This is a genomic window from Arthrobacter sp. SAFR-044 (assembly GCF_059414985.1).
The window spans coordinates 12,573-32,123 of sequence record NZ_JBPFDN010000011.1; the positions used below are offsets into that span (position 1 = coordinate 12,573).

General features: G+C 66.0%; 15 protein-coding genes. 3 read left to right on the forward strand and 12 right to left on the reverse strand.

Going from position 1 to position 19,551, the window contains the following annotated elements; all coding sequences use genetic code 11:
* The first annotated feature begins 68 nt into the window (after positions 1–68).
* Positions 69–479, forward strand: a complete 411-nt coding sequence (locus ACR65J_RS16355; RefSeq protein WP_440171031.1) for an Hpt domain-containing protein — start codon at positions 69–71, stop codon at positions 477–479.
* Here ACR65J_RS16355 and ACR65J_RS16360 read toward each other — a convergent pair.
* Entirely contained in the window at positions 452–1,216 is a 765-nt protein-coding gene (locus tag ACR65J_RS16360) for a response regulator transcription factor (RefSeq protein WP_440171033.1), read from the reverse strand. The two genes, ACR65J_RS16355 and ACR65J_RS16360, sit on opposite strands and share 28 nt — an antisense overlap.
* Positions 1,217–1,310: 94 nt before the next feature.
* Here ACR65J_RS16360 and ACR65J_RS16365 point away from each other — a divergent pair, with 94 nt between their 5' ends.
* Positions 1,311–2,966: a sensor histidine kinase gene (locus ACR65J_RS16365; protein WP_440171035.1), complete on the forward strand. Its 1,656-nt coding sequence runs from the start codon at positions 1,311–1,313 to the stop codon at positions 2,964–2,966.
* A 12-nt stretch (positions 2,967–2,978) separates the two neighbouring features.
* On the opposite strand, the gene ACR65J_RS16370 is transcribed toward ACR65J_RS16365, so the two are convergent.
* From ACR65J_RS16370 to ACR65J_RS16420, 11 genes are all read right to left on the reverse strand, one after another.
* A complete protein-coding gene (locus ACR65J_RS16370; RefSeq protein WP_440171036.1) occupies positions 2,979–4,211 on the reverse strand; it encodes a 5-methylcytosine restriction system specificity protein McrC in 1,233 nt (410 codons plus the stop codon).
* Positions 4,198–6,429 carry an McrB family protein gene (locus ACR65J_RS16375; protein WP_440171039.1) on the reverse strand — a complete coding sequence of 744 codons (2,232 nt, stop codon included), beginning with the start codon at positions 6,427–6,429 and terminating at the stop codon, positions 4,198–4,200. The genes ACR65J_RS16370 and ACR65J_RS16375 overlap by 14 nt, the downstream gene beginning before the upstream one ends.
* A gap of 69 nt (positions 6,430–6,498) precedes the next feature.
* Positions 6,499–6,756 (reverse strand): PLD nuclease N-terminal domain-containing protein, encoded by a 258-nt coding sequence (locus ACR65J_RS16380; protein WP_440171042.1) that lies wholly within the window; start codon positions 6,754–6,756, stop codon positions 6,499–6,501.
* A gap of 67 nt (positions 6,757–6,823) precedes the next feature.
* Complete coding sequence (locus ACR65J_RS16385) at positions 6,824–7,240, reverse strand: acyl-CoA thioesterase (RefSeq protein WP_440171045.1); 417 nt, start codon at positions 7,238–7,240, stop codon at positions 6,824–6,826.
* A gap of 38 nt (positions 7,241–7,278) precedes the next feature.
* Positions 7,279–9,327 carry an ABC transporter ATP-binding protein gene (locus ACR65J_RS16390; protein ID WP_440171047.1) on the reverse strand — a complete coding sequence of 683 codons (2,049 nt, stop codon included), beginning with the start codon at positions 9,325–9,327 and terminating at the stop codon, positions 7,279–7,281.
* A complete protein-coding gene (locus ACR65J_RS16395) occupies positions 9,324–11,057 on the reverse strand; it encodes an ABC transporter ATP-binding protein (RefSeq protein ID WP_440171049.1) in 1,734 nt (577 codons plus the stop codon). The genes ACR65J_RS16390 and ACR65J_RS16395 overlap by 4 nt, the downstream gene beginning before the upstream one ends.
* Positions 11,058–11,273: 216 nt before the next feature.
* Entirely contained in the window at positions 11,274–13,475 is a 2,202-nt protein-coding gene (locus ACR65J_RS16400) for an MDR family MFS transporter (protein ID WP_440171052.1), read from the reverse strand.
* Entirely contained in the window at positions 13,468–13,962 is a 495-nt protein-coding gene (locus ACR65J_RS16405) for a MarR family winged helix-turn-helix transcriptional regulator (RefSeq protein ID WP_440171054.1), read from the reverse strand. The genes ACR65J_RS16400 and ACR65J_RS16405 overlap by 8 nt, the downstream gene beginning before the upstream one ends.
* Before the next feature lie 154 nt (positions 13,963–14,116).
* A complete protein-coding gene (locus ACR65J_RS16410; RefSeq protein WP_440171057.1) occupies positions 14,117–15,850 on the reverse strand; it encodes a thiamine pyrophosphate-binding protein in 1,734 nt (577 codons plus the stop codon).
* 3 nt (positions 15,851–15,853) lie between these two features.
* Positions 15,854–16,918, reverse strand: coding sequence for an agmatinase (gene speB / locus ACR65J_RS16415; RefSeq protein ID WP_440171237.1), 1,065 nt, complete (start codon positions 16,916–16,918; stop codon positions 15,854–15,856).
* 240 nt (positions 16,919–17,158) lie between these two features.
* Positions 17,159–17,734, reverse strand: coding sequence for a helix-turn-helix domain-containing protein (locus ACR65J_RS16420; protein ID WP_440171060.1), 576 nt, complete (start codon positions 17,732–17,734; stop codon positions 17,159–17,161).
* A 260-nt stretch (positions 17,735–17,994) separates the two neighbouring features.
* Between ACR65J_RS16420 and ACR65J_RS16425 the strand changes: the two genes are divergently transcribed.
* Entirely contained in the window at positions 17,995–19,521 is a 1,527-nt protein-coding gene (locus ACR65J_RS16425) for a sodium:solute symporter family protein (RefSeq protein ID WP_440171063.1), read from the forward strand.
* The last annotated feature ends 30 nt before the right edge of the window (positions 19,522–19,551 follow it).

The following is a 19,551-nucleotide window of genomic DNA, read 5'->3' on the forward strand; positions in this document are numbered from 1 at the left end:
AAAACAGCAAGCAGCCACGCACAACCGCGTTGATTCCAGGGACCGCGATTCCGGCGGAAAGGAGTGTCATGAGCACGTCAGACGATGCGCCGAGGCCGCTGGTGGACCAGTCCGTCCTGGACCGGTTGCGCGAAGAACTCGAGGAGGAAGAGGGGTACACGATGGTCTTCGTGGGAAACTTCATCGCGTACCTGCCGCAGCGGCTGGACCGGCTTCGGCTAGCCCTGACCACCGGAGACCTTGAGGGATCCATCGACGCGGTCCTGAGCCTGAAGACCTCGAGCCAAATGGTGGGGGCGGAGCGCCTGGCAGGACTGGCCCTCGAGTTGGAGAACGAAATCCGGGCGGAGGCCCGCCACGCTGACATGGCGGTAGCGTTACCCAGGTTGGCGGCCACATATCTGCGGCCCGTTACCCAGTGCAGCCGCCAAACCACCCACCGGCTGCAGGCTCAGTGCTGCCCGGGCGCCAAGCGGTAGCCCACCCCGCGAACTGTCTGCAGCCACCGCGGCTGCTGCGGCGAGTCACCCAGCTTCTTGCGCAGGTTTCCCATGTGGACCTCCACGGAACGTTCGTCGGCCTCGCTGATGTAACTGCCGACGTCGTAATCCTCATCCCGGAGCCGGCGTACCAGGTCGGACTTCGTCCTGACCGTCCGCCCGGCTTCCAGGAGCGCGTACAGGAGTTCAAACTCCGTGCGGGTCAGGTTCATCTCCTTGCCGTCCACCATGACGGTGCGGGAGGCGTAGCTGAGTTCAAGCCCGTTGTGGTTGAAGTTCCCCCGCTCGGGGTGGGCGGCGCTGTCAGCGGAAGCGTCAACGGCAACCTCGCGCGGGTCCGGAACGGACCGCGGCCGGCGCATCATGGCCGCCACCCGGGCACGCAGTTCCCGCGGCCGGAACGGCTTAGTGAGGTAGTCGTCAGCCCCGGACTCGAGCCCGATCAGGGTATCCAGTTCCTCGGTGCGCGCCGTCAGCATCACGATGTAGGCATCCGAGAACTCGCGGATCTGCCGCGAGACCTCAAAGCCGTCGATGTCCGGCAGGCCCAGGTCAAGGGTGATGACATCGGGATTCAGGCTCTTGGCCATCAGGACGCCCTCGGCGCCGCCGCTGGCGACGGACACGTCGAATCCAGCTTGGGTCAGCACAGTGCGAACCAGTTCCCGAATGTCGTGGTCATCCTCGATGACCAGACCCACACGTGCCTCACTCATAGAGCCCCCTCAGTGCCAACGTCAGAAGTATAGCTGGCTGCGGATATCCTGCTGGTATGGTCCCGCACACCACGACGTCCGCGTCCTCCGAGCCATGAGCAGCCGCACGGCCTGGTCCTCGGGAAGGCTGCAGTTTTTCAAACGGCCCTTCCACGAATACCGGCTGACGGACCGGGTGGCCATGAGCCAGATGCCGCTGTTCGTGACCACCATCTTGACGGCCGTGCTCATGTGGGCATTCTTCCCAGCCACGATGAACAGCCCCTTGTTCGTCACGTTCCTCGTCTCGCAGCTGGCCCTCATGGCGCTCTGCTACGCCATCCCCTGGGAACGCCTGCCCTACACCAGTTTCCTGGTGATCCCGCTGCTGGACTTCGTCTCCATCGCAGCGGGCAGGGAAGGCGGCCAGGAAAGCCTGACGGGCATCACCCTCCTTGCCGTGTTCCCCGTCATTTGGCTCTGTGCGTCCGGGTACTACCCCCGCGCTGCCCTGTGGTTCTCCTTCCTTGGCCCGCTGGCCATCATCTGGGTGCCGCTGCTCCTGAAGGGCAACTACATGCCGCAGGACTTCGCCCGTTCCCTGCTGCTGCCCGTCATGATGCTGGGCATCGGTGTATCCGTGAGCGTCCTGACCTTGAGCATGATGCGCCAGCAGGAGCAGCTCGAAGAAAAGGACGAGCAGCTCCAGGCCAACCTGCGCACCAGCAAGCGCCAGGAATCCCTGTTGAACACGGTGCTGGACACCGTGCACCTGGGGGTCCTTGCTGTTGATGCCGACGGCCATGACATCCTGATGAACCGGAAGCAGCGGGCCAACCATGAACTGGCCCGGCCAAGGAACGTTGCGGACCCCAATGAACCACAGCTGCTGGTCTACGGGCCGGACCGGAAAACCCTGGTCCCCGTCCAGGAGCGACCGGTGCGCCGCGCCGTCCTGGGGGAAACCTTCACCGATTACCTGGTCTGGCTGGGCGACGGTAAGGACCAGAGGGCGGTGGTGACCACGGCACGGGCCATGAGGGACTCCGACGGCAACTTCACCGGCTCCGTGATCGCCTTCAGCGACGTCACGGACCTGGTCAACGCGCTCTCCGCCAAGGACGACTTCGTCTCGAGCGTCTCCCACGAATTCCGCACCCCGCTGACGTCCATCCTGGGCTACGTGGAGATGCTGCTGGCCGATGAACCGGACCAGCCCCAGCACAGGATGCTGGAGATCATCCACCGGAATTCCGAGCGGCTCCTGACCCTGGTGTCAGACCTGCTGGCCAGCCGGAACGGCCAGCTGATCGTCTCGCCGGACGCCGCGGATGTTGCCGAACTGGTGCGCAGCAGCGTGTCCTCGGCCATGCCCCGCGCAGCAGCAGCCGGCGTCGAACTGCGGGCGGAAACCCCGGAACGGCTGGAGGCCCGCGTGGACGGCGCCAGGATCTCCCAGGTCCTGGACAACCTGGTGTCCAACGCCATCAAGTACTCACCGGACGGCGGCGAGGTAGTGGTATCGCTGGCACAGGAAGACGGGCACCTGGCCTGCCGGGTCACGGACACCGGGATGGGCATGAGCCCGGAGGACGCGTCCGAGGTCTTCGCCAAGTTCTTCCGCACCAGCAACGTCCGGCGCACGGCCATTCCCGGCGTGGGCCTGGGCCTGCCCATCAGCAAGGCGATCGTGGAGGCGCACGGCGGGACCATCGACGTCGACAGCACGCTGGGCGAGGGGACGACGTTTACCTTCCGGGTACCGGTCTGACTTTCGGCAGTTTCAATCTCCCGCTGTCCTGAGCACCTCGCCCCAGGACTGGGAGGCAAGCTCCCGGATTGATGCCAGGATGGCCGACGGCGGCTGGCTGAGGTCCAGCGGAAACTCCACTATGTCGATGTCGGTGTTCAGGATGCGGCGGAGTTTCATCTCGCCCTTTCCCGCGTAGACCAGCCAGGCGGTGGGCACGGCCAGGGCGGTGCAGTGCGCCAGCATCTGGTAGTGGTCGGCGGTCAGCGACGCGCCGGCGTCCGACGCAGCACGGTATTTGGCGTTGTAGGCCACCACCGGGCGTCCGCCGAGCATGTGGACGGCATCCGGGCGCACGGAAAGCCGGTCGGAATCGCGCACGGCCTCGCTGAGGAGGGCGTTGTACCGCAGCCGCAGCTCCCCCGGATAGGAAGCCATCGCACTGCGCAGTGCCGTTCCCACGAAGTCCTCGAAAACCTGCGCCATGTCCACCACGAACGAGGCCGTCTGTTGCTTCCCCGCACCCGCTTCCGCGGAGGCATTGCGCAGGATCAGCTCCGCCAGGCGCAGCACTGCGTGGTAACGCAGGTTCATCCTGGTCGGCGTCCACGGCGGCACTGGAGCGCCCGCTGGAAGGCGGGTGACGGCGTCGAGCTTTCCCTTCAGCTGGCGCAGCCGCCCCAGAACCTCGGGCCGGACCCCCGGCACCTGCCCCATCCGTTCCAGGGCTGCGCGCAGGAGCCGGTTTTCGGCGATGTCCTCGGTGAACTCGTCATAGGAGACCTCCAGGGGAACCAGCATCCCGGGGCGGCGGGAGATTTGGTCCGAGATGCGGATCCGTCCCTTGACGGTGCGCAGGGATTCGTCCACGGTGAGGTAGCCCTGCAGGACGCCGCGGCCCAGGGCCCGCTCGGCCAACTGGGCCAACGACTCCGCCAGCGCGCTCCACAGCTCCCGGTCTTCGTCCGCCGCCACCAGCTCGGGCCTGAACCCTTGCTCCCCCGCGTAGCTGAGCAGGAACAGGAGCCGGCTGAGCCCCAGCCGGTCCTTGGGCCGGACGTCCAGCTGGACCGTTGAGGTGCGCACCGAGCCCACCTTGCCCACCGGCTCGATCCGGTACAGCCCCAGCCCCATGGGGGAAGCCTTGGCCAGGCCACTGGAGTTCAGGGTGGAAGCGGTGGACGCATCCAACCGTTCCACCATCCCGCTGGACAGCTCGTCCAGGACCAGGTGCCGGACGGACGTCCTGGGGTCAGCGCGCTGCAATGCGTCCCAGCAGCTGGTCCAGCCCGAACCGCTCCTCCAGCTGCGCCCGCGTCAGCTGCCCGTGGTAGTGCTCCTCCAGCAGCGGCATGAGCTCGTACTTCCAGATCCGCCGCAATCCGGCAGGGGTCTGGGCTGCCGGCTTCATGAAGTAGGACGGGCCGATCATCAGGTCCCGGTCCCACTCGTCAATGGCGCCGTTCAGTGCGTCCAGCAGCAGCGCCGGCGTGGTGTCCAGCTGCCTGGCCTGCAGGAACCGGAGCAGGGAGCCCTTGACCGGCTCCGTCTGGGGGTGCAGCTCAATGAAGGAGAAACGGCGACGGATGGCCGCGTCCATCATGGCGATGGACCGGTCCGCGGTGTTCATGGTGCCGATGATGTAGAGGTTGTCCGGCAGCGTGAACGGCTCGTTGGGGCTGTACTGCAGGTAAATCCGGTCATCGCGGTACTCCAGCAGGAAATACAGCTCGCCGAACACCTTGGCCAGGTTGGCGCGGTTCATCTCATCGATGATCAGGAAGTACGGCTTCTTCTCGTTCCCTGGCTTCGCGGCTTCCTCCGCCAGCCTGCGCAGCGGCCCGGCCACCAGCTTGAAGGACACCTGCCCCTCGTCCGTCTTATCAGGCCGGTAGCCCTCGAAGAAGTCCTCGTAGGCGTAGGACGGGTGGAACTGGACCAGTTTGACGCGTTCGTCCGTGGTGTCATCCGCCAGTTCCGCGGCGAGGTGCTTGGCCAGGTAGGTCTTGCCCGTGCCGGGAGGGCCGTAGAGGACCATCTGGCGGTTCTCCTCAAGCAGGTCGGCGATCTCCTGGAGCGGTTCCAGCTCCATGTGCAGCGAGGCCGCGAATTCCTGCGTCAGCGGGCGGAAGCCCTCCTGCACAGGGAGGACGACGGCGGCGCCGTCCGTATCGCCGTCGGGCTCGGTTTCCGCCTCGGCCGGCAGCAGCGCCTGCAGCGCCTGGACCACGCGGGTCACGTCCACCACGATGCCGGGAGTGGCGAGCTGACGCTGAACGTGGCGGGGAAGGGTGGTGGCGGTGTGGCCGTCGTCGAACCAGCGCACCTTGCGGCGCAGGCGCCGGTTGTCGTCGTTGTACTCGGGCTCGCCCAGGACGCCGCCCAGCCGTACGGTTCCGGCGTGCTGGTACAGCACCAGGTCGCCGGGCTTCATGACGGTCAGGAAGGCAAAGACCGCGGTTTTGGTGTCCTCGCGTTCCACGTAACCGAGGTGTTTGTAGTCCTCGTCCACGGCGTGCTGGACCAGGCCGGCGGTGACACCGGGGTCCAGCGTCCGGAGATGTTCGACGTCGAGGGTCACCTTCTCCTCGCCGTGCCAGGCGGTGAGCAGCTCGGCGTGGTCGCTGTGGGTCCGGAGCAGCCAGGCGCGCCGGCCGGGGTCGCCCACTTTGCGCCACTGGCTGACCAGTTGGCGCGAGTACCAGTCGATTCGCTGGCCCGCCTGTTCGTCCAGGTGCAGCCGGATGCGGTGGATGTCCGCGGTGATGTCCTCTTCGGTGTCGCCCTTGGCCCCGCCCACCAGGGAGGCGAAGGCGTCGCGGATCTCCTGCCGCTCCACGTCCGCCACCACGGGCTCGAAGTAGCTGGGCCAGGCCAGGAATTCGATGCTCCGGCGGATGGCGGGCTGGTCGTCGGGCGTGGAAGCGGCGAGGCGGTGGAACTGCAAGGGGTCCTTGATGGCCGCCTGCACCACCGCGGCCGGCCGCTGGGCGACGTTCCGCACGAACCGGCACAGCCACTTCAGGTGGTCCCAGATGGTCCAGTTGAATTCGGCGGTCCGGTCCCGGATCACGCCGTGGTCGGTCATCCCCGCGTACAACTCCTCGGGAAGCTCCAGCGGCGGCTCCAGCCAGCCGGCGGCTTCGGCCACGCGGGCGCGCTTGACCTTGAGTGACTTCACTTCGTGGGCCAGCGGAAGTGACTGCAGGAAGAGCAGCTCGACGGCCAGCTGTTTGGCCCCGCGCGTGGCACCGTCCAGGTTTTCCCGGAGGTTGGTCATCATCGGGGCCTTGGGGTCCGCGATGCCGCGATCCAGCCGGTCCAGCAGCTCCGTCGCCGCGGGAACGGACCATGTCCTGGTGCGGCCGTCCAGGGGCGAGGCCTTGCCTTGGAGGCCGGGACCCAGCACGAACCACGCCGCATCCTCAATCTCCTTGGAGATGCCGAGGGCGCGGGTCATGGCAACAGTGGCAGTGGGGGTCATGCCCTCAAATTTACAGGGTCAAGCTGGGCGGCCGCTCCACCCGGGCAGCCGTCCTCCCGCCGGACAGGGCTACTTGCCGGTGGCGGAGTGCTTCCGGCCGAAGATGAAGTACCCCATGGGCCCTATGAAATTGACGAAGGACGCCGCCCGCCATGCGGCCTTGGGCCCGTTGATGAGTTCTGCCGGCCGCCGGGAAATGTCCCGCTGGGCGGCAACCAGCAGGGACAGCTGCACGAACGCCGTCACAATGGTGCCCACCTTGGCGGAAGGTGACATTTCCTTCCAGGTCTTCTTCTTCCGGGCGGTACGGTTCTTGTTGCTGGCCATGGGGCTTCCTTTCGCTGTACAAACGTGGTTCCAGTCCAGTGGGTGCGGTGCAGTCCTGTCCAGAGTCTTAGTGCCTGTAGGGGGCCATCCGGTCTTTTTGCTCCTGCGTAAGCCGTTGCACCCGGCCCGTGGCCTCATCCACAAATGCGAGGTGGCTGCTTGCCTTCACGCAATCCTCCCCCGTGACGGGGTCCTGGAGCAGGTAGTGGATGTCGAAGCTGGCGCCCTTGACGGCGCCGATCCATACCTGGACCACCGCCGGAACGTTGCGGTATTCCAGTGTCCGGACGTAACGGATCTTGTGGTCCACCACCAGGGCAAGCGTCCCGGTTGGGACATCGTTGAACAGCGACACCGGCGGCTCAATGCCCTGAAGGCCCGCACCGCGCGGGGGTCCGAAAGCTGCGATCCGGGCCTCCTCCAGCATCCGCACGATCTGGACGTTGTTGATGTGGCCATAGGCGTCCATGTCGCCCCAGCGCATCGGCACCAGCACCTCGATCCGCTGGCTGCCGTGCGCGCTCAGCTGCGCACCGCCGTCGAATCGTCAACCGGCGCGTCCCCGGCGTCCGCACCGGCAAACTGCGACATGTAGAGGCGGTGGTAGGCCCCGCCGGCAGCGAGCAGCACCTGGTGGTTGCCCTGTTCCACGATTCGTCCGTTCTCCATAACCAGGATCGTATCGGCATCCCGGATGGTGGAGAGCCGGTGCGCGATGACGAAGCTGGTCCGGTCCGAGCGCAGCGCCGCCATGGCCTTCTGCACCAGGAGCTCGGTGCGGGTGTCCACGGAACTGGTGGCCTCGTCCAGGATCAGCAGCGACGGGTTGGCCACGAACGCGCGGGCGATAGTGATCAGCTGTTTCTCGCCGGCACTGACGTTGTTGCCCTCCTCGTCGATCACGGTGTTGTAGCCCTCGGGCAGGGCCCGGACGAAGCGGTCCACGAAAGTGGCCTTGGCGGCTGCCATGACCTGCTCCTCTGTGGCGTCAAGGTTGCCGTAGCGGATGTTGTCGTAGATGGACCCGCCAAACAGCCACGCGTCCTGCAACACCATGCCCACTTTGGAGCGCAGTTCGGAGCGGCTGAGGTGGGTGATGTCCACCCCGTCCAGCGTGATGGAGCCGGCGTTGAGCTCGTAGAAGCGCATCACGAGGTTCACCAGGGTGGTTTTGCCGGCTCCCGTGGGCCCGACGATGGCCACTGTGTTGCCCGGCTCTGCGGTGAAGGACAGGTTCTCGATGAGCTGCCTGTCAGGGGTGTAGCTGAAGGTGACGTCCCTGAAGTCCACGTGCCCGTCGGTCTTGCCGGGCAGGTGTTCGGTGGCCGTTTCAACGTCCTGTTCGTCGGCGTCCAGGAATTCGAAAACGCGCTCCGAGGAAGCAACGCCGGACTGGAGCATGTTGGCCATGCCCGCCATCTGGCCCAACGGCTGCGTGAACTCCCGGGAGTACTGGATGAACGCGGTGGCATCGCCCAGGGACATGGCGCCGGAAGCCACCCGGAGTCCGCCCACCACGGCGATGCCCACGTAGCTGAGGTAGGACACGAACTGCATCACGGGGAAGATGATTCCGGAGACGAACTGCGCCCCGAAGCTTGCCTTGTACAGCGCCTCGTTGCGTTCCTCGAACAGGGCCAGCATGTCCGCGTCCCGGCCGAAGACGCGGACCAGGTCGTGGCCGGAAAAGGATTCTTCGATCTGGCCGTTCAGTGACCCGGTGTTTTTCCACTGGGCGGCGAAGAGCTTCTGGCTCCGGGCACCGATCAGGCCGGCCGCCACCCCGGACAGCGGGAGCGCGACCAGGGCGATCAGCGCCAGCTGCCAGGAGACGATGAACATCATGATCACGATGCCCACCACGGTCAGCACGGAGTTCACCAGCTGCGCGAACGCCTGCTGGAGTGCCTGTTGGATGTTGTCGACGTCGTTGGTCACGCGGGACAGCACGTCGCCGCGCTGCCGGGTGTCGAAGTAGTTCAGCGGCAGGCGGTTCAGTTTGCTTTCGGTATCGTCGCGGAGCCGCCGGATCACTTTCATGACGATGCGGTTCAGCACGTACCCCTGCAGCCACATGAAGATGTTGGACACAAAGTACATGAGCAGGACGATGGCGATGAGCATGCTGAGCTTGCCGAAGTTGATGCCAGTGCCGGGCACCAGTTCCATCCTGGAAACCATGTCGGCGAAGTTGTCCTGGCCCTGCTGGCGCAGGCCTGCCACGAACTGCTCCTGGCTGGCGCCGGCAGGCAGTTGCTTGCCCACGACCCCGGCGAAGATGACATCCATGGCCTGGCCAAGGATCTTCGGCGCAATCACGTTCAGGACCACGGAAATGACCACCAGGCCCACCACCGCGTAAATGCCCATAGCCTCGGGCTTCAGCAGGCCCATAAGCCGCTTTGCTGAAGGCCAGAAGTACTGGGCCTTCTTGGCGGGCATGCCGCCGAACATGTCCCCGTCCGCCTCGGAAGGCGTGAATTCCTCCTCGAAGTAGTCATCGTCTTCAGGCGGCGGTGCGGGCTGCGTGGTCTGTTCCACGGAAGCGGTGTCCTTCCTGCTGGGGCTCATGCCACTTCCTCCACGCTCAGCTGGGATTCGACAATTTCCTGGTAGGTGGGCGAGGTTTCCAGGAGTTCTTCGTGCGTGCCGCGGTCAACGATGCGTCCGTTGTCCAGCACCAGGATCTGGTCGGCCTCGGTGATGGTGGAAATCCGTTGGGCCACGATGATCACCGTGGCATCTGAGGTGGTGCGCTTGAGGGCGGCGCGGAGCCGGGCGTCAGTAGCGACGTCAAGGGCGGAAAAAGAATCATCAAACAGGTAGACCCGCGGTTTGGTCACCAGGGCCCGTGCGATGCAGAGGCGCTGGCGCTGGCCGCCGGAGACGTTGGTGCCGCCCTGGGAGATCCGGGAGTCCAGGCCGTTCTTCTTGTCGCGGACGAAGGACTCGCCCTGGGCTACCCGAAGGGCGTCCCACAGTTCCTGGTCCGTTGCCTCGGTCTTGCCGAACCGGAGATTGTGCCCGATGGTGCCGGAGAACAGGTACGGACGCTGCGGCACCAGGGCCACGCGTTTGGTGATTTCGGCACGTTCCAGCCTGTCCACAGGCACACCGTCCAGCAGCACCTGGCCTTCGACGGGGTCATAGAGCCGTGGCAGGAGGGACAGGAGGGATGTCTTACCGGCGCCCGTGGACCCGATGATGGCGATGGTCTGTCCCGGCCGCGCGGTGAAGCTGATGTTGCTGAGCACCGGGGACTCGGCGCCTGGGTACGCGAAGGTCACGTTGCGGTACTCCACCATCCCGGTCAGGGACGCCGGGGCTTCGGGGCGTCGGGGGTCGTGGATGGAGGGCTCGACGTCGAGTACCTCGCCGATGCGGTCGGCACAAACGGAGGCGCGCGGGATCATCATGGCCATGAAGGTGCCCATCATGACGGCCATCAGGATCTGCAGCAGGTACTGCAGGAACGCGGTGAGCGACCCCACCTGCATGGCGCCGGCGTCCACCCGCTGCCCGCCAAACCAGAGCACGGCGGCGGTGGACAGGTGCAGGATCATGCTGATGGCCGGGAACATGAGGACGAACAGGGCCCCGATCCGAAGCGAGACGTCCGTAAGTTCCTTGTTGGCACCGCCAAAGCGGTCCGTCTCGTAGGGTTCGCGCACGAAGGCCCGGACCACGCGGATACCGATGATCTGTTCGCGCAAGACGGCGTTGATGCGGTCGATCTTCCGCTGCATGGAGCGGAAGAGCGGCATGAGCCGGACCACCAGGTATCCGACCACGACCGCCAGGAGGGGGACGGACACCCAGACCAGCCAGGACAGATTGAGGTCCTCGCGCAGCGCCATGATGATGCCGCCGATGCACATGATGGGAGTGGCCACCATGAAGTTCAGCGCCATCAGGAGGAGCATCTGCACCTGCTGGACATCGTTGGTGCCCCGGGTGATCAGCGTGGGGGCGCCGAACGCGTTGACGTCCCTGGCGGAAAAGCTGGTGACCTTGCGGAATACGGCCCGGCGGAGGTCCCGGCCCACGGCCATGGCCGTGCGGGAGCCGAAGTAGACGCCCGCGATGGCCGCAGCCACTTGGGCGAAGGCCACCAGGAGCATCACCGCGCCCGTGCGCCAGATGAAATCGGTGTCCCCGCGGGCCACGCCTTCGTCGATGATCTGGGCGTTCAGGCTGGGCAGGTACAGCGCGGCGATGGTGGATGCGAGCTGGAAAATCACGACAGCAGCGATATACGGCAAATACGGTTTGGAGTAGCGCCGTATGAGGGTGAGGAGCATGGACTCAACTCTAGTAATGACCACCGACAATTGGGTCCCGTGGAAGCATCTTTTCCGAGTGGAACAGGCAGTTCGATGTCGGGTTCAAGCGGCGAACGAGGCGCAGCATGCAGGAAAGCCGCAGCCCGCATCCGGATGGTTTTCCGGGTACGGGCTGCGGCTTTCCTGCTTGTCCGTCGAGGGCTTGGCCAGCCCCCGGGACGGCCTGCTCTCCGCCTACTGTCCCTGGGCCGGCTCGGCAGCGCCTGCGGTGGACGGTGTCGGGGCTGCGGCACTGTGCTTGCCGTGCCCGGCCAGGTACAGCGCCGCTGCCGCCTGGATCTTGCGTTCCTTCAGGAGCTTTCGCTGCAGCCGGCTGAGCTCTGCCGCAGTGGCTGCCTGGCGGGCAGCCACGTCCTGCTGGGAGCGCAGCTGTTCCTGGATGTCCAGCACCAGCGTTCCGAGTTCAGCCTGCTGCCGGGCCAGCAGGTGCTGGGTGTCCTGCAGTTTCTGCAGGGTCGCAGCGGCGCTGGCGATCGCGTCGGCGGCCTTGTCCGCATTGTCAGCGGACCGCAGGTCCAGCTCTTCGGAGCGGAAGCTTCGTGCGAAGGCTTCCTCGAAGTCGTCCGTGGCAACCCTCCCGGACGCTGCTGCCGCAGCGGCAGCACCGCCGTCGTACACCTTTGCGGGGGCCGCGGCCGCACGCACCGAACTCCGGGCAGCCATGGCGCCGGCGGGAACGTCCCCGTCCGGCGCCGAGCTGGACACCATCGGCAACTGGCCGGTCATGGCGGTCATGCCCGCTTCACCGGCGGCGTTGGCCTGCAGGGTGGCTTTGGGGGTGATGTCAACGGTCTTGCGCAGCGGGACTTCGTTGATGAAGATCACGGCGATGAGGGCAACCACGCTGACGACGGCGGAGATCATGAAGATGCCGGCCGTGGCGTCACCGTAGGCGGCGCGCATGACGTCCGCGATCGGTGCGGGCAGGTCCTTGAGGTCCAGCGTGGCACCGCTGTTGCCGCCGGGCTGGATGCCCAGCTTGGACAGTCCGTCGGTGGCCAGGTCCTTGACATGGTTGGCCATGACCGCGCCCAGGACGGACACGCCGATGGCACCGCCTACGGAACGGAAGAAGGCAACGGAGGCGCTGGCGGAGCCGATGTCCTTGGCCTGGACGGTGTTCTGGACGGCGAGGACCAGGTTCTGCATGAGCATGCCCAGGCCGATGCCGAAGATGCCGGTGTACAGGCCGGTCAGCCAGAGTTCGGTGGTGTGGTCCATGGTGCCGGCGAGTGCCAGGCCGCCGATCAGCAAGACGGTGCCGCCAATCAGGAAGCGCTTCCACTTGCCGTAGCGGCTGATCAGCTGGCCGGAGACGACCGACCCGATAAGGTTGCCGGCGATCATGGGCAGGGTCAGCAGGCCGGCCTCGGTGGGTGTTGCACCGCGGGCAACCTGGTAGTACTGGCCCAGGAAGGTGGAGGAACCGAACATGGCAATACCCACAGCCACGGAGGCGACGATGGCCAGCGCGGTGGTGCGCTCGGAGATGATCTTCAGCGGGATGATCGGTGCGGACACCTTGGACTCCACCAGCACCAGCAGTGCAAGCAGCAGGACGCCGCCGCCCACCATGACCGCGGACTGCCAGGACCACCAGTCGTAGTAGTCGGCCTTGCCGGCGAAGGAAACCCAGATCAGGAGCAGGCTGACGCCGGAGGTCAGCAGGATGGCACCGAGCCAGTCGATCTTGGCGGGGCGTTTGACGTGCGGAATCTTCAGCGTGATCTGGAGCAGGATCAGGGCGACGACGGCCAGCGGCACGCAGACAAAGAAGGTCCAGCGCCAGCCCAGCGAGCTGTCCACGATGAAACCGCCCAACAGCGGGCCGCCGGCGGTGCCAACGGCCATGACTGCACCCATGTAGCCGGAGTACTTGCCGCGTTCGCGCGGCGGGATGATGGAGCCGATGATGGCTTGCGCCAGGGCGGTGAGGCCACCCATGGCGATGCCCTGGATGACGCGGGCCGTGAGCAGGAACGGGATGTTCTCGGAGAAACCTGCCATGACGGACCCGGCAACGAAGATCACGATGCTCAGCTGGACCAGGACCTTCTTGTCGAAGAGGTCGGCGAGCTTGCCCCAGATGGGGGTGGTGGCCGCGTTGGCCAGCAGCGCCGCAGTGATGACCCACGCAAAGTCCGTCTGGGTGCCCTTGAGCTCGGACATGATGGTGGGCAGCGCGTTGGCAACGATGGTGCTGCTGAGGATGGCGGTGAAGAAGGCAGCGAGGAGGCCGGTCAGTGCCTCCATGATCTGCCGGTGGTTCATGGGTGCGCCGGGTTCGTGGCGCTTGGACTGCCGCGATTCCTGTCTGGCGGTGCGTTCGCGCTGGCGCTCCTGCTCCTGGTCCGCGGCGGCGGTGACGTTAGCCATTGATGGACTCCTGCGTTTTGTGTTCGGTGGTGGTTCCGGCCGCCCTTGCCCGGATGGAATTCTTCAGTGAAGCTGTCAGCTTGTTCAGCATTGCGGCCGTTGCCACGGCGTCGTCCTCGTTCCAGTCGGAAAGATAGCCCTGCAGCGTCTCTGCCCGGTGTTGGATGAGCTCCGCGAGCTTCTCCTTGCCACGTGGTGACAGGGCCAGCAGTTGGGCCCTGCCATCGTCCGGGTCCGGCGTCCTGACCACCAGGCCCGCGTCGGCGAGTTCCGCGATGTGCCGGCTGAGCACCGGCGGGCTGACGCCCAGGCGCTCCGCCAGGTGCGCCGCGCGGGTTTCCCCTTCGCCGATGAACTTGAGCACGCCCTGGAGGGCGATGCCGGTGTCCTGGCCCTTCACGTTGACCATGGTCACGCAGCGCAGTGCGCGCTGGAGGTCAAAGATATGGCCGACGAGATCGGCTGCGGTGGCCGGTGCGACAGACATGATGCTCCCTAAAGAATTAGTTGCTGCAAGCAACTGTATCAGAAAAAGGTTGCTTAGGGAAACGAAGTTGTTGCGGTTGATCTTAAACAGCAAGCTCCCCCGCTTCAGCCGGACGGGGTCCAGGAAGTGAGGGAGCTTGCAGGTGGCGGCTGGGTCAGGGGGCCAGGTGGGTGGGGCCGAACATCTTCAGGAGGGTTTCAACCACGACGACGTTGGGCCCCTCAGCAGCGAATGCTGCCCTCAGCGCGTCCCCCACATCCTCCGGGGCCACCCGGACGGCAGGTACGCCGAAGGATTCCGCGAGCTTCACGAAGTCCGGCCGGGCGAGTTCGGTGGCGGTGGCCTTTCCGAAGGCACCCACCATGTATTCGCGCAGGATCCCGTAGCCGCCGTCGTCCACAATCAGCCAGGTGACCGGCACGTTGTGCTGCTTGGCGGTGGCGAGTTCGGCGATGGAGTACATGGACGAGCCGTCGCCGGAGACAGCGAGTACGCGAGCAGAACCAGCCGGCCTGCCCAGCGTCTCCAGGCCCACGGCCGCGCCGATGGCACCGGGAAACGCGTAGCCCAGGCCACCGGCGCCCTGGGCGGAGTGGAACTGGCCGTCACGCGCGTCCCAGCAGGACCAGCCCCAGTAGGCAGCGATGGTCATGTCCCAGAACGTCTGCATCTCCGCGGGCACGGCCTCGCGGATGTCGGCCATGAACTTCAGCTCCTTTGCCAGGTCCTGCGACTCCAGCCGGGCCCGGACCTTGGCGAGTGACTTCCTGACCAGCTCTTCCGGGGTGCTGCCGTGCCAGTCCGGCGTGGTTGTCCTGCCCGGCTCAACGACCGCCTCACCGGCCACATCCAGGGCCTCGTCCAGGGCCTCGTCCAGGGCAGCGAGGGCCTGGCCGGCGTCGGCGCGGATCCCCAAACCTGGGCGGTTGGACTCCAGGACCCGGGGCTCGGCGTCGATCTGGATGATCCTGCCGCGCGGTTCGAAGGTGAAGTAGTTGGAGGTGACCTCGCCCAGGGACGAACCGATGACCACCAGGACGTCCGCGTCCTCGAGGAGGTCGGTCATGTGCCGGTCCTCGATCCAGGACTGCAGGGACAGTTCGTGGTTCCACGGGAACGCGCCGTTGCCGCCGGGAGTGCAGATCACCGGCGCCCGCAGCTTTTCGGCAATGGAAAGCAGGGACTTCTCCGCCTTGCCGCGCCGCGTGCCGCCGCCGGCGATGATGGCGGGGCGTTTGGCCGCTTCCAACCACTTCACGGCCTCGCGGACCAGCTCAATCCGGGGCGGGTTGTCCGCTGCCTCGGCGAGCGCGTCCTCCACCGGCGGCACCATGATCGGATCCAGGAGCACGTTTTGCGGAATCTCGAGCCACACAGGGCCCTGCGGGGAGGAGATGGCCTCGGTCCAGGCGTCCTGGATGGCCGACGGGATCCCGGAGGCGTGCTGGATCAGCCGCTGGCTCTTGGTGACATTGGCGGCGGAGGCCTTCTGGTCATCGAGCTGGTGCAGCATTCCCTTGCGCCGGGCGCCGAGTCCCTCCAGGGGAATCTGGCTGGCCACCACCACCATGGGCACGCCGGTGGCATAGGCCTCCTGCAGGCCGGCCAGCGAGGTCAGCGCGCCGGGGCCGGTGGACAGGAACAGCACCCCCACCTCGCCGGTGGCGCGGGAATACCCGTCCGCCGCAAAGGCGCTGTTGTTCTCCACCCGGGAGGAAACAAAGTGCAGGTTGCCTCGGCCCATGGCGTCGAAGAGTCCCAGTGCATGCTGGCCGGGGATGCCGAAAACAGTCTTCGCACCCAGCGCTTCAAGGGTCTCGACGACGAGGTCCCCGCCGTTGCGGACACCGCCTGCCTGTACCGGGGCGGGCGTGGCCAATTCCGTCACGGCCTACTCCTTGGTGGCGGCAGCGAAGCCGGCGGGGCGGCGGGCTTCCTGGCCGAGGGCCTGGGCCTGGTATCCCGTCCCTGCTCCGAAACGGCTGCCGGGCGCCGCGTTGTCCGCCATGAGGGTCACCAGTTCGTAGGCGACGTGGCTGGCGGCAACGCCCGTGATCTCGGCGTGGTCATAGGCCGGTGATACCTCGACGACGTCGGCGCCCACCAGGTTCATGCCGCGGAAGCCCCGGATGATTTCCAGGAGTTCGCGGCTGGTGATGCCGCCGGCTTCGGGGGTCCCGGTGCCGGGCGCGTGGGCGGGATCCAGGACGTCGATGTCCACCGAGATGTAGAGCGGGCGGTTGCCGATCCGGTCCCGGACCTTGGCAACGGTTTCCAGGACGCCCTGGTAGTAGACGTCCGCGGAGGTGACGATGCCGAACCCAAAGCGGTGGTCGTCGTCGAGGTCCTTCTTGCCGTAGAGGGGGCCGCGCGTGCCGATGTGGCTGATGGCTTCGGTGTCCAGGATGCCTTCCTCCACCGCACGGCGGAAGGGCGTGCCGTGGGTGTATTCGGCGCCGAAGTAGGTGTCCCAGGTGTCCAGGTGGGCGTCGAAGTGGAGCATGGCGATGGGACCACCGGCGCGCTCGGCGGCGGCGCGAAGCAGTGGCAGGGCGATGGTGTGGTCGCCACCCAGGGTCAGCAGCTTGCTGCCCGCGGCCGTGAGGTCCAGCGCGTTCTGCTGGATGGTTTCGATTGCTTCGTTGATGTTGAACGGGTTAACCGCCATGTCCCCAGCGTCGGCCACCTGGATGTTCTCGAACGGGCTAACGTCCCAGGCGGGGTTGTAGGGGCGCAAAAGACGGCTGGCCTCGCGGACGTGGTTTGCCCCGAAGCGGGCACCAGGACGATAGGAAACCCCCGAGTCGAAGGGTACGCCGACCACTGTCACATCAGCCTTGGCCACCTGGTCCAGCCGCGGGAGGCGGGCATACGTGGCAGCTCCGGCATAGCGGGGGATCCGGGATGAATCGATGGGGCCAAGGTGGCCGTTGGCTTCAATGCGCAGCTCTTCCAATGGAGGCCACTCCTTCGAGGAGTTGAGGGACGGTGTGACGGCCATCATACACCCCGGTTTTCCAATGAGCACCAAGTGTTTACCAACCGACCCGACCCTGGGATACCTCGTCACGCAGAGCACTTTTTGGGCAGCCGGAAGCTGTAGGAAACCCGGGTTCTAAAGGAAAGCCAGGCAGGCAAGCGCCCAAAGAGTGCTCCACGTGACGCCGATCAAGGCCGGCAGCGTGCAATTAGCGGATCAGCGGCTGGCCGCGGGCACCAGGACCCAGAGCACCTCGACCGGCTTGTCCGTGGGATTGACCCAGGTGTGGGGCTCCCGGCCCGGGAAAGTCACGGTATCGCCCGTGTCGAGGTCGTATTCCTCATTGGTGAGGATCAGCTTGATGGACCCCTTGATCACGTGCAGGACATCCACGTCGCAGTCCACCGCGTACAGCTCGGACTCACCGCGGCCGCGCGGCTCGATCACCGCCTGGATGATCTGGACCCGGCGTTCGGAGCGGGCTGTCAGAAGCCGCTCCACGATGCCCTGGCCGCCGAGCGAGATGCGCGGACCGTCGTTCCGCTTGGTCAGGTGGGTTTCCGGCGCCACGAAAAGGTCGCCGATGGAGATGGAGAGCACCTGGCAGAGCGTCACCAGGGAAGCCACGGACGGGGACGTCAGGTCCCGCTCCACCCGGCTGAGGAACCCCTTGGTCAACCCGGTGGCGTCCGCCACCTGTTCAATGGTGAGCCGCTGGGACTGCCTGGCGGCCCGGATCCTGGAGCCAATGGCAACAGGGACATTGCTCGGCTCAACTGGCAGTGCCTTCATCTACGAACCTTTCATGGCCGGCAGTCCGGCTCCACTCTCGAGCCATCCTAATAGGCCCGGCTTTTGTGACGCGCCCATGCCACACACCCCGCGCCGCAGGCGGGACCTCCTTGACTGTCGTCCACGTCACACCCTAGTCTTTGGAAACTCCTGTTGCCTATAAGGCAATTACAGGACGGTCCCCGTATTTGTCCGCGGCGGTTCCGGGCGTACCCGCGCAAGGTCCCACACCCGGCCCCAACAGCTCCAAGGAGCCCTTTATGGATGCAAGTGCCATCAACATCGCCATTGTGGTGGTGTATCTGCTCGCAATGCTGGCCTTCGGCTGGTGGGGCAAGTCGCGCACCCGGAACAACAGCGACTTCCTGGTGGCCGGCCGCCGCCTGGGCCCGTTCCTCTACACCGGAACCATGGCCGCCGTCGTCCTGGGCGGAGCCTCGACCGTGGGCGGCGTGGGGCTGGGCTATAAGTTTGGAATCTCAGGAATGTGGCTGGTGGTGGCCATCGGCGCCGGTGTCCTGCTGCTGAGCCTGCTCTTTGCCGGGACCATCCAGAAGCTGAAGATCTATACGGTGTCCCAAATGCTCACCCTCCGCTACGGAAGCAGGGCCACCGAGGCGTCGGGCATCGTCATGCTCGCGTACACGCTGATGCTCTGCGCTACCTCCACCGGGGCCTACGCCACCATCTTCGTCGTCCTCTTCGGCTGGGACCGGGCGCTGGCCATCGCGGTCGGCGGCGCCATCGTCGTGGTCTATTCCACCATCGGCGGCATGTGGTCCATCACCCTTGCCGACCAGGTGCAGTTCGTCATCAAGACCGTAGGCATCTTCTTCCTGATGCTGCCCTTCACGCTGAACGCCGCCGGCGGCCTCGACGGAATCCGCAGCCGGGTGGATGCCAGCTTCTTCCAGATCGACGGCATCGGCGTCCAGACGATCATCACCTACTTCGTGGTCTACACCCTGGGCCTGCTGATCGGCCAGGACATCTGGCAGCGCGTGTTTACCGCCAAGACTCCCAAGGTGGCCCGGTGGGGCGGTTCGACGGCGGGCATCTACTGCATCCTCTACGGCGCCGCCGGCGCGATGATCGGCCTGGGGGCCCGAGTGGCGCTGCCCGCCATCGATGTGAAGGCCCTTGGCAAGGACGTTGTGTACGCGGAGGTAGCCACCAACCTGCTGCCCATCGGCATCGGCGGCCTGGTGCTGGCCGCCGCAGTCGCCGCCATGATGTCCACAGCGTCCGGCGCGCTGATCGCGGCCGCCACGGTGGCCCGTGCCGACGTCGTGCCCTTCGTCGCCGGTTGGTTCGGCAAGACCATCAGCACCGACGACACGGACAACCCGGAGCACGACGTCAAGGCCAACCGTCTCTGGGTCCTTGGCCTGGGCATCGTCGCGATCGTCATCGCCATCATCACCAAGGACGTAGTCGCCGCGCTCACCATCGCCTACGACATCCTGGTGGGCGGCCTGCTGGTCGCGATCCTCGGCGGCCTAGTGTGGAAGCGCGGCACCGGCATCGCCGCCGCTGCTTCGATGGCCGTCGGCTCGGTCGTCACCCTCGGCACCATGATCATCCTTGAGATAAACGCCGAGGTCCCGCTGGACGGCATCTACGCCAACGAACCGATCTACTACGGCCTGCTGACCTCCGCCGTGGTGTATGTCGCCACCTCGCTGCTGACGAGTCCCACCGCTCCCACGATCATGCGCGCCTGGCAGCTCCGCGTTGCCGGGCAGGAGCAGGAAGCCACTCCCGAGGAAGTCCCCGCCGGCCGCTGACCTGCAGCGATTAAAAGTACGACGGCGGCA

Bases quoted from the DNA above. Each gene is read 5' to 3' on its own strand.
- ACR65J_RS16355 (WP_440171031.1), top strand. From the start codon at position 69: ATGAGCACGTCAGACGATGCGCCGAGGCCGCTGGTGGACCAGTCCGTC.
- ACR65J_RS16360 (WP_440171033.1), bottom strand. From the start codon at position 1,216: ATGAGTGAGGCACGTGTGGGTCTGGTCATCGAGGATGACCACGACATT.
- ACR65J_RS16365 (WP_440171035.1), top strand. From the start codon at position 1,311: ATGAGCAGCCGCACGGCCTGGTCCTCGGGAAGGCTGCAGTTTTTCAAA.
- ACR65J_RS16375 (WP_440171039.1), bottom strand. From the start codon at position 6,429: ATGACCCCCACTGCCACTGTTGCCATGACCCGCGCCCTCGGCATCTCC.
- ACR65J_RS16380 (WP_440171042.1), bottom strand. From the start codon at position 6,756: ATGGCCAGCAACAAGAACCGTACCGCCCGGAAGAAGAAGACCTGGAAG.
- ACR65J_RS16385 (WP_440171045.1), bottom strand. From the start codon at position 7,240: ATGCGCTGGGGCGACATGGACGCCTATGGCCACATCAACAACGTCCAG.
- ACR65J_RS16390 (WP_440171047.1), bottom strand. From the start codon at position 9,327: ATGAGCCCCAGCAGGAAGGACACCGCTTCCGTGGAACAGACCACGCAG.
- ACR65J_RS16395 (WP_440171049.1), bottom strand. From the start codon at position 11,057: ATGCTCCTCACCCTCATACGGCGCTACTCCAAACCGTATTTGCCGTAT.
- ACR65J_RS16400 (WP_440171052.1), bottom strand. From the start codon at position 13,475: ATGGCTAACGTCACCGCCGCCGCGGACCAGGAGCAGGAGCGCCAGCGC.
- ACR65J_RS16405 (WP_440171054.1), bottom strand. From the start codon at position 13,962: ATGTCTGTCGCACCGGCCACCGCAGCCGATCTCGTCGGCCATATCTTT.
- ACR65J_RS16420 (WP_440171060.1), bottom strand. From the start codon at position 17,734: ATGAAGGCACTGCCAGTTGAGCCGAGCAATGTCCCTGTTGCCATTGGC.
- ACR65J_RS16425 (WP_440171063.1), top strand. From the start codon at position 17,995: ATGGATGCAAGTGCCATCAACATCGCCATTGTGGTGGTGTATCTGCTC.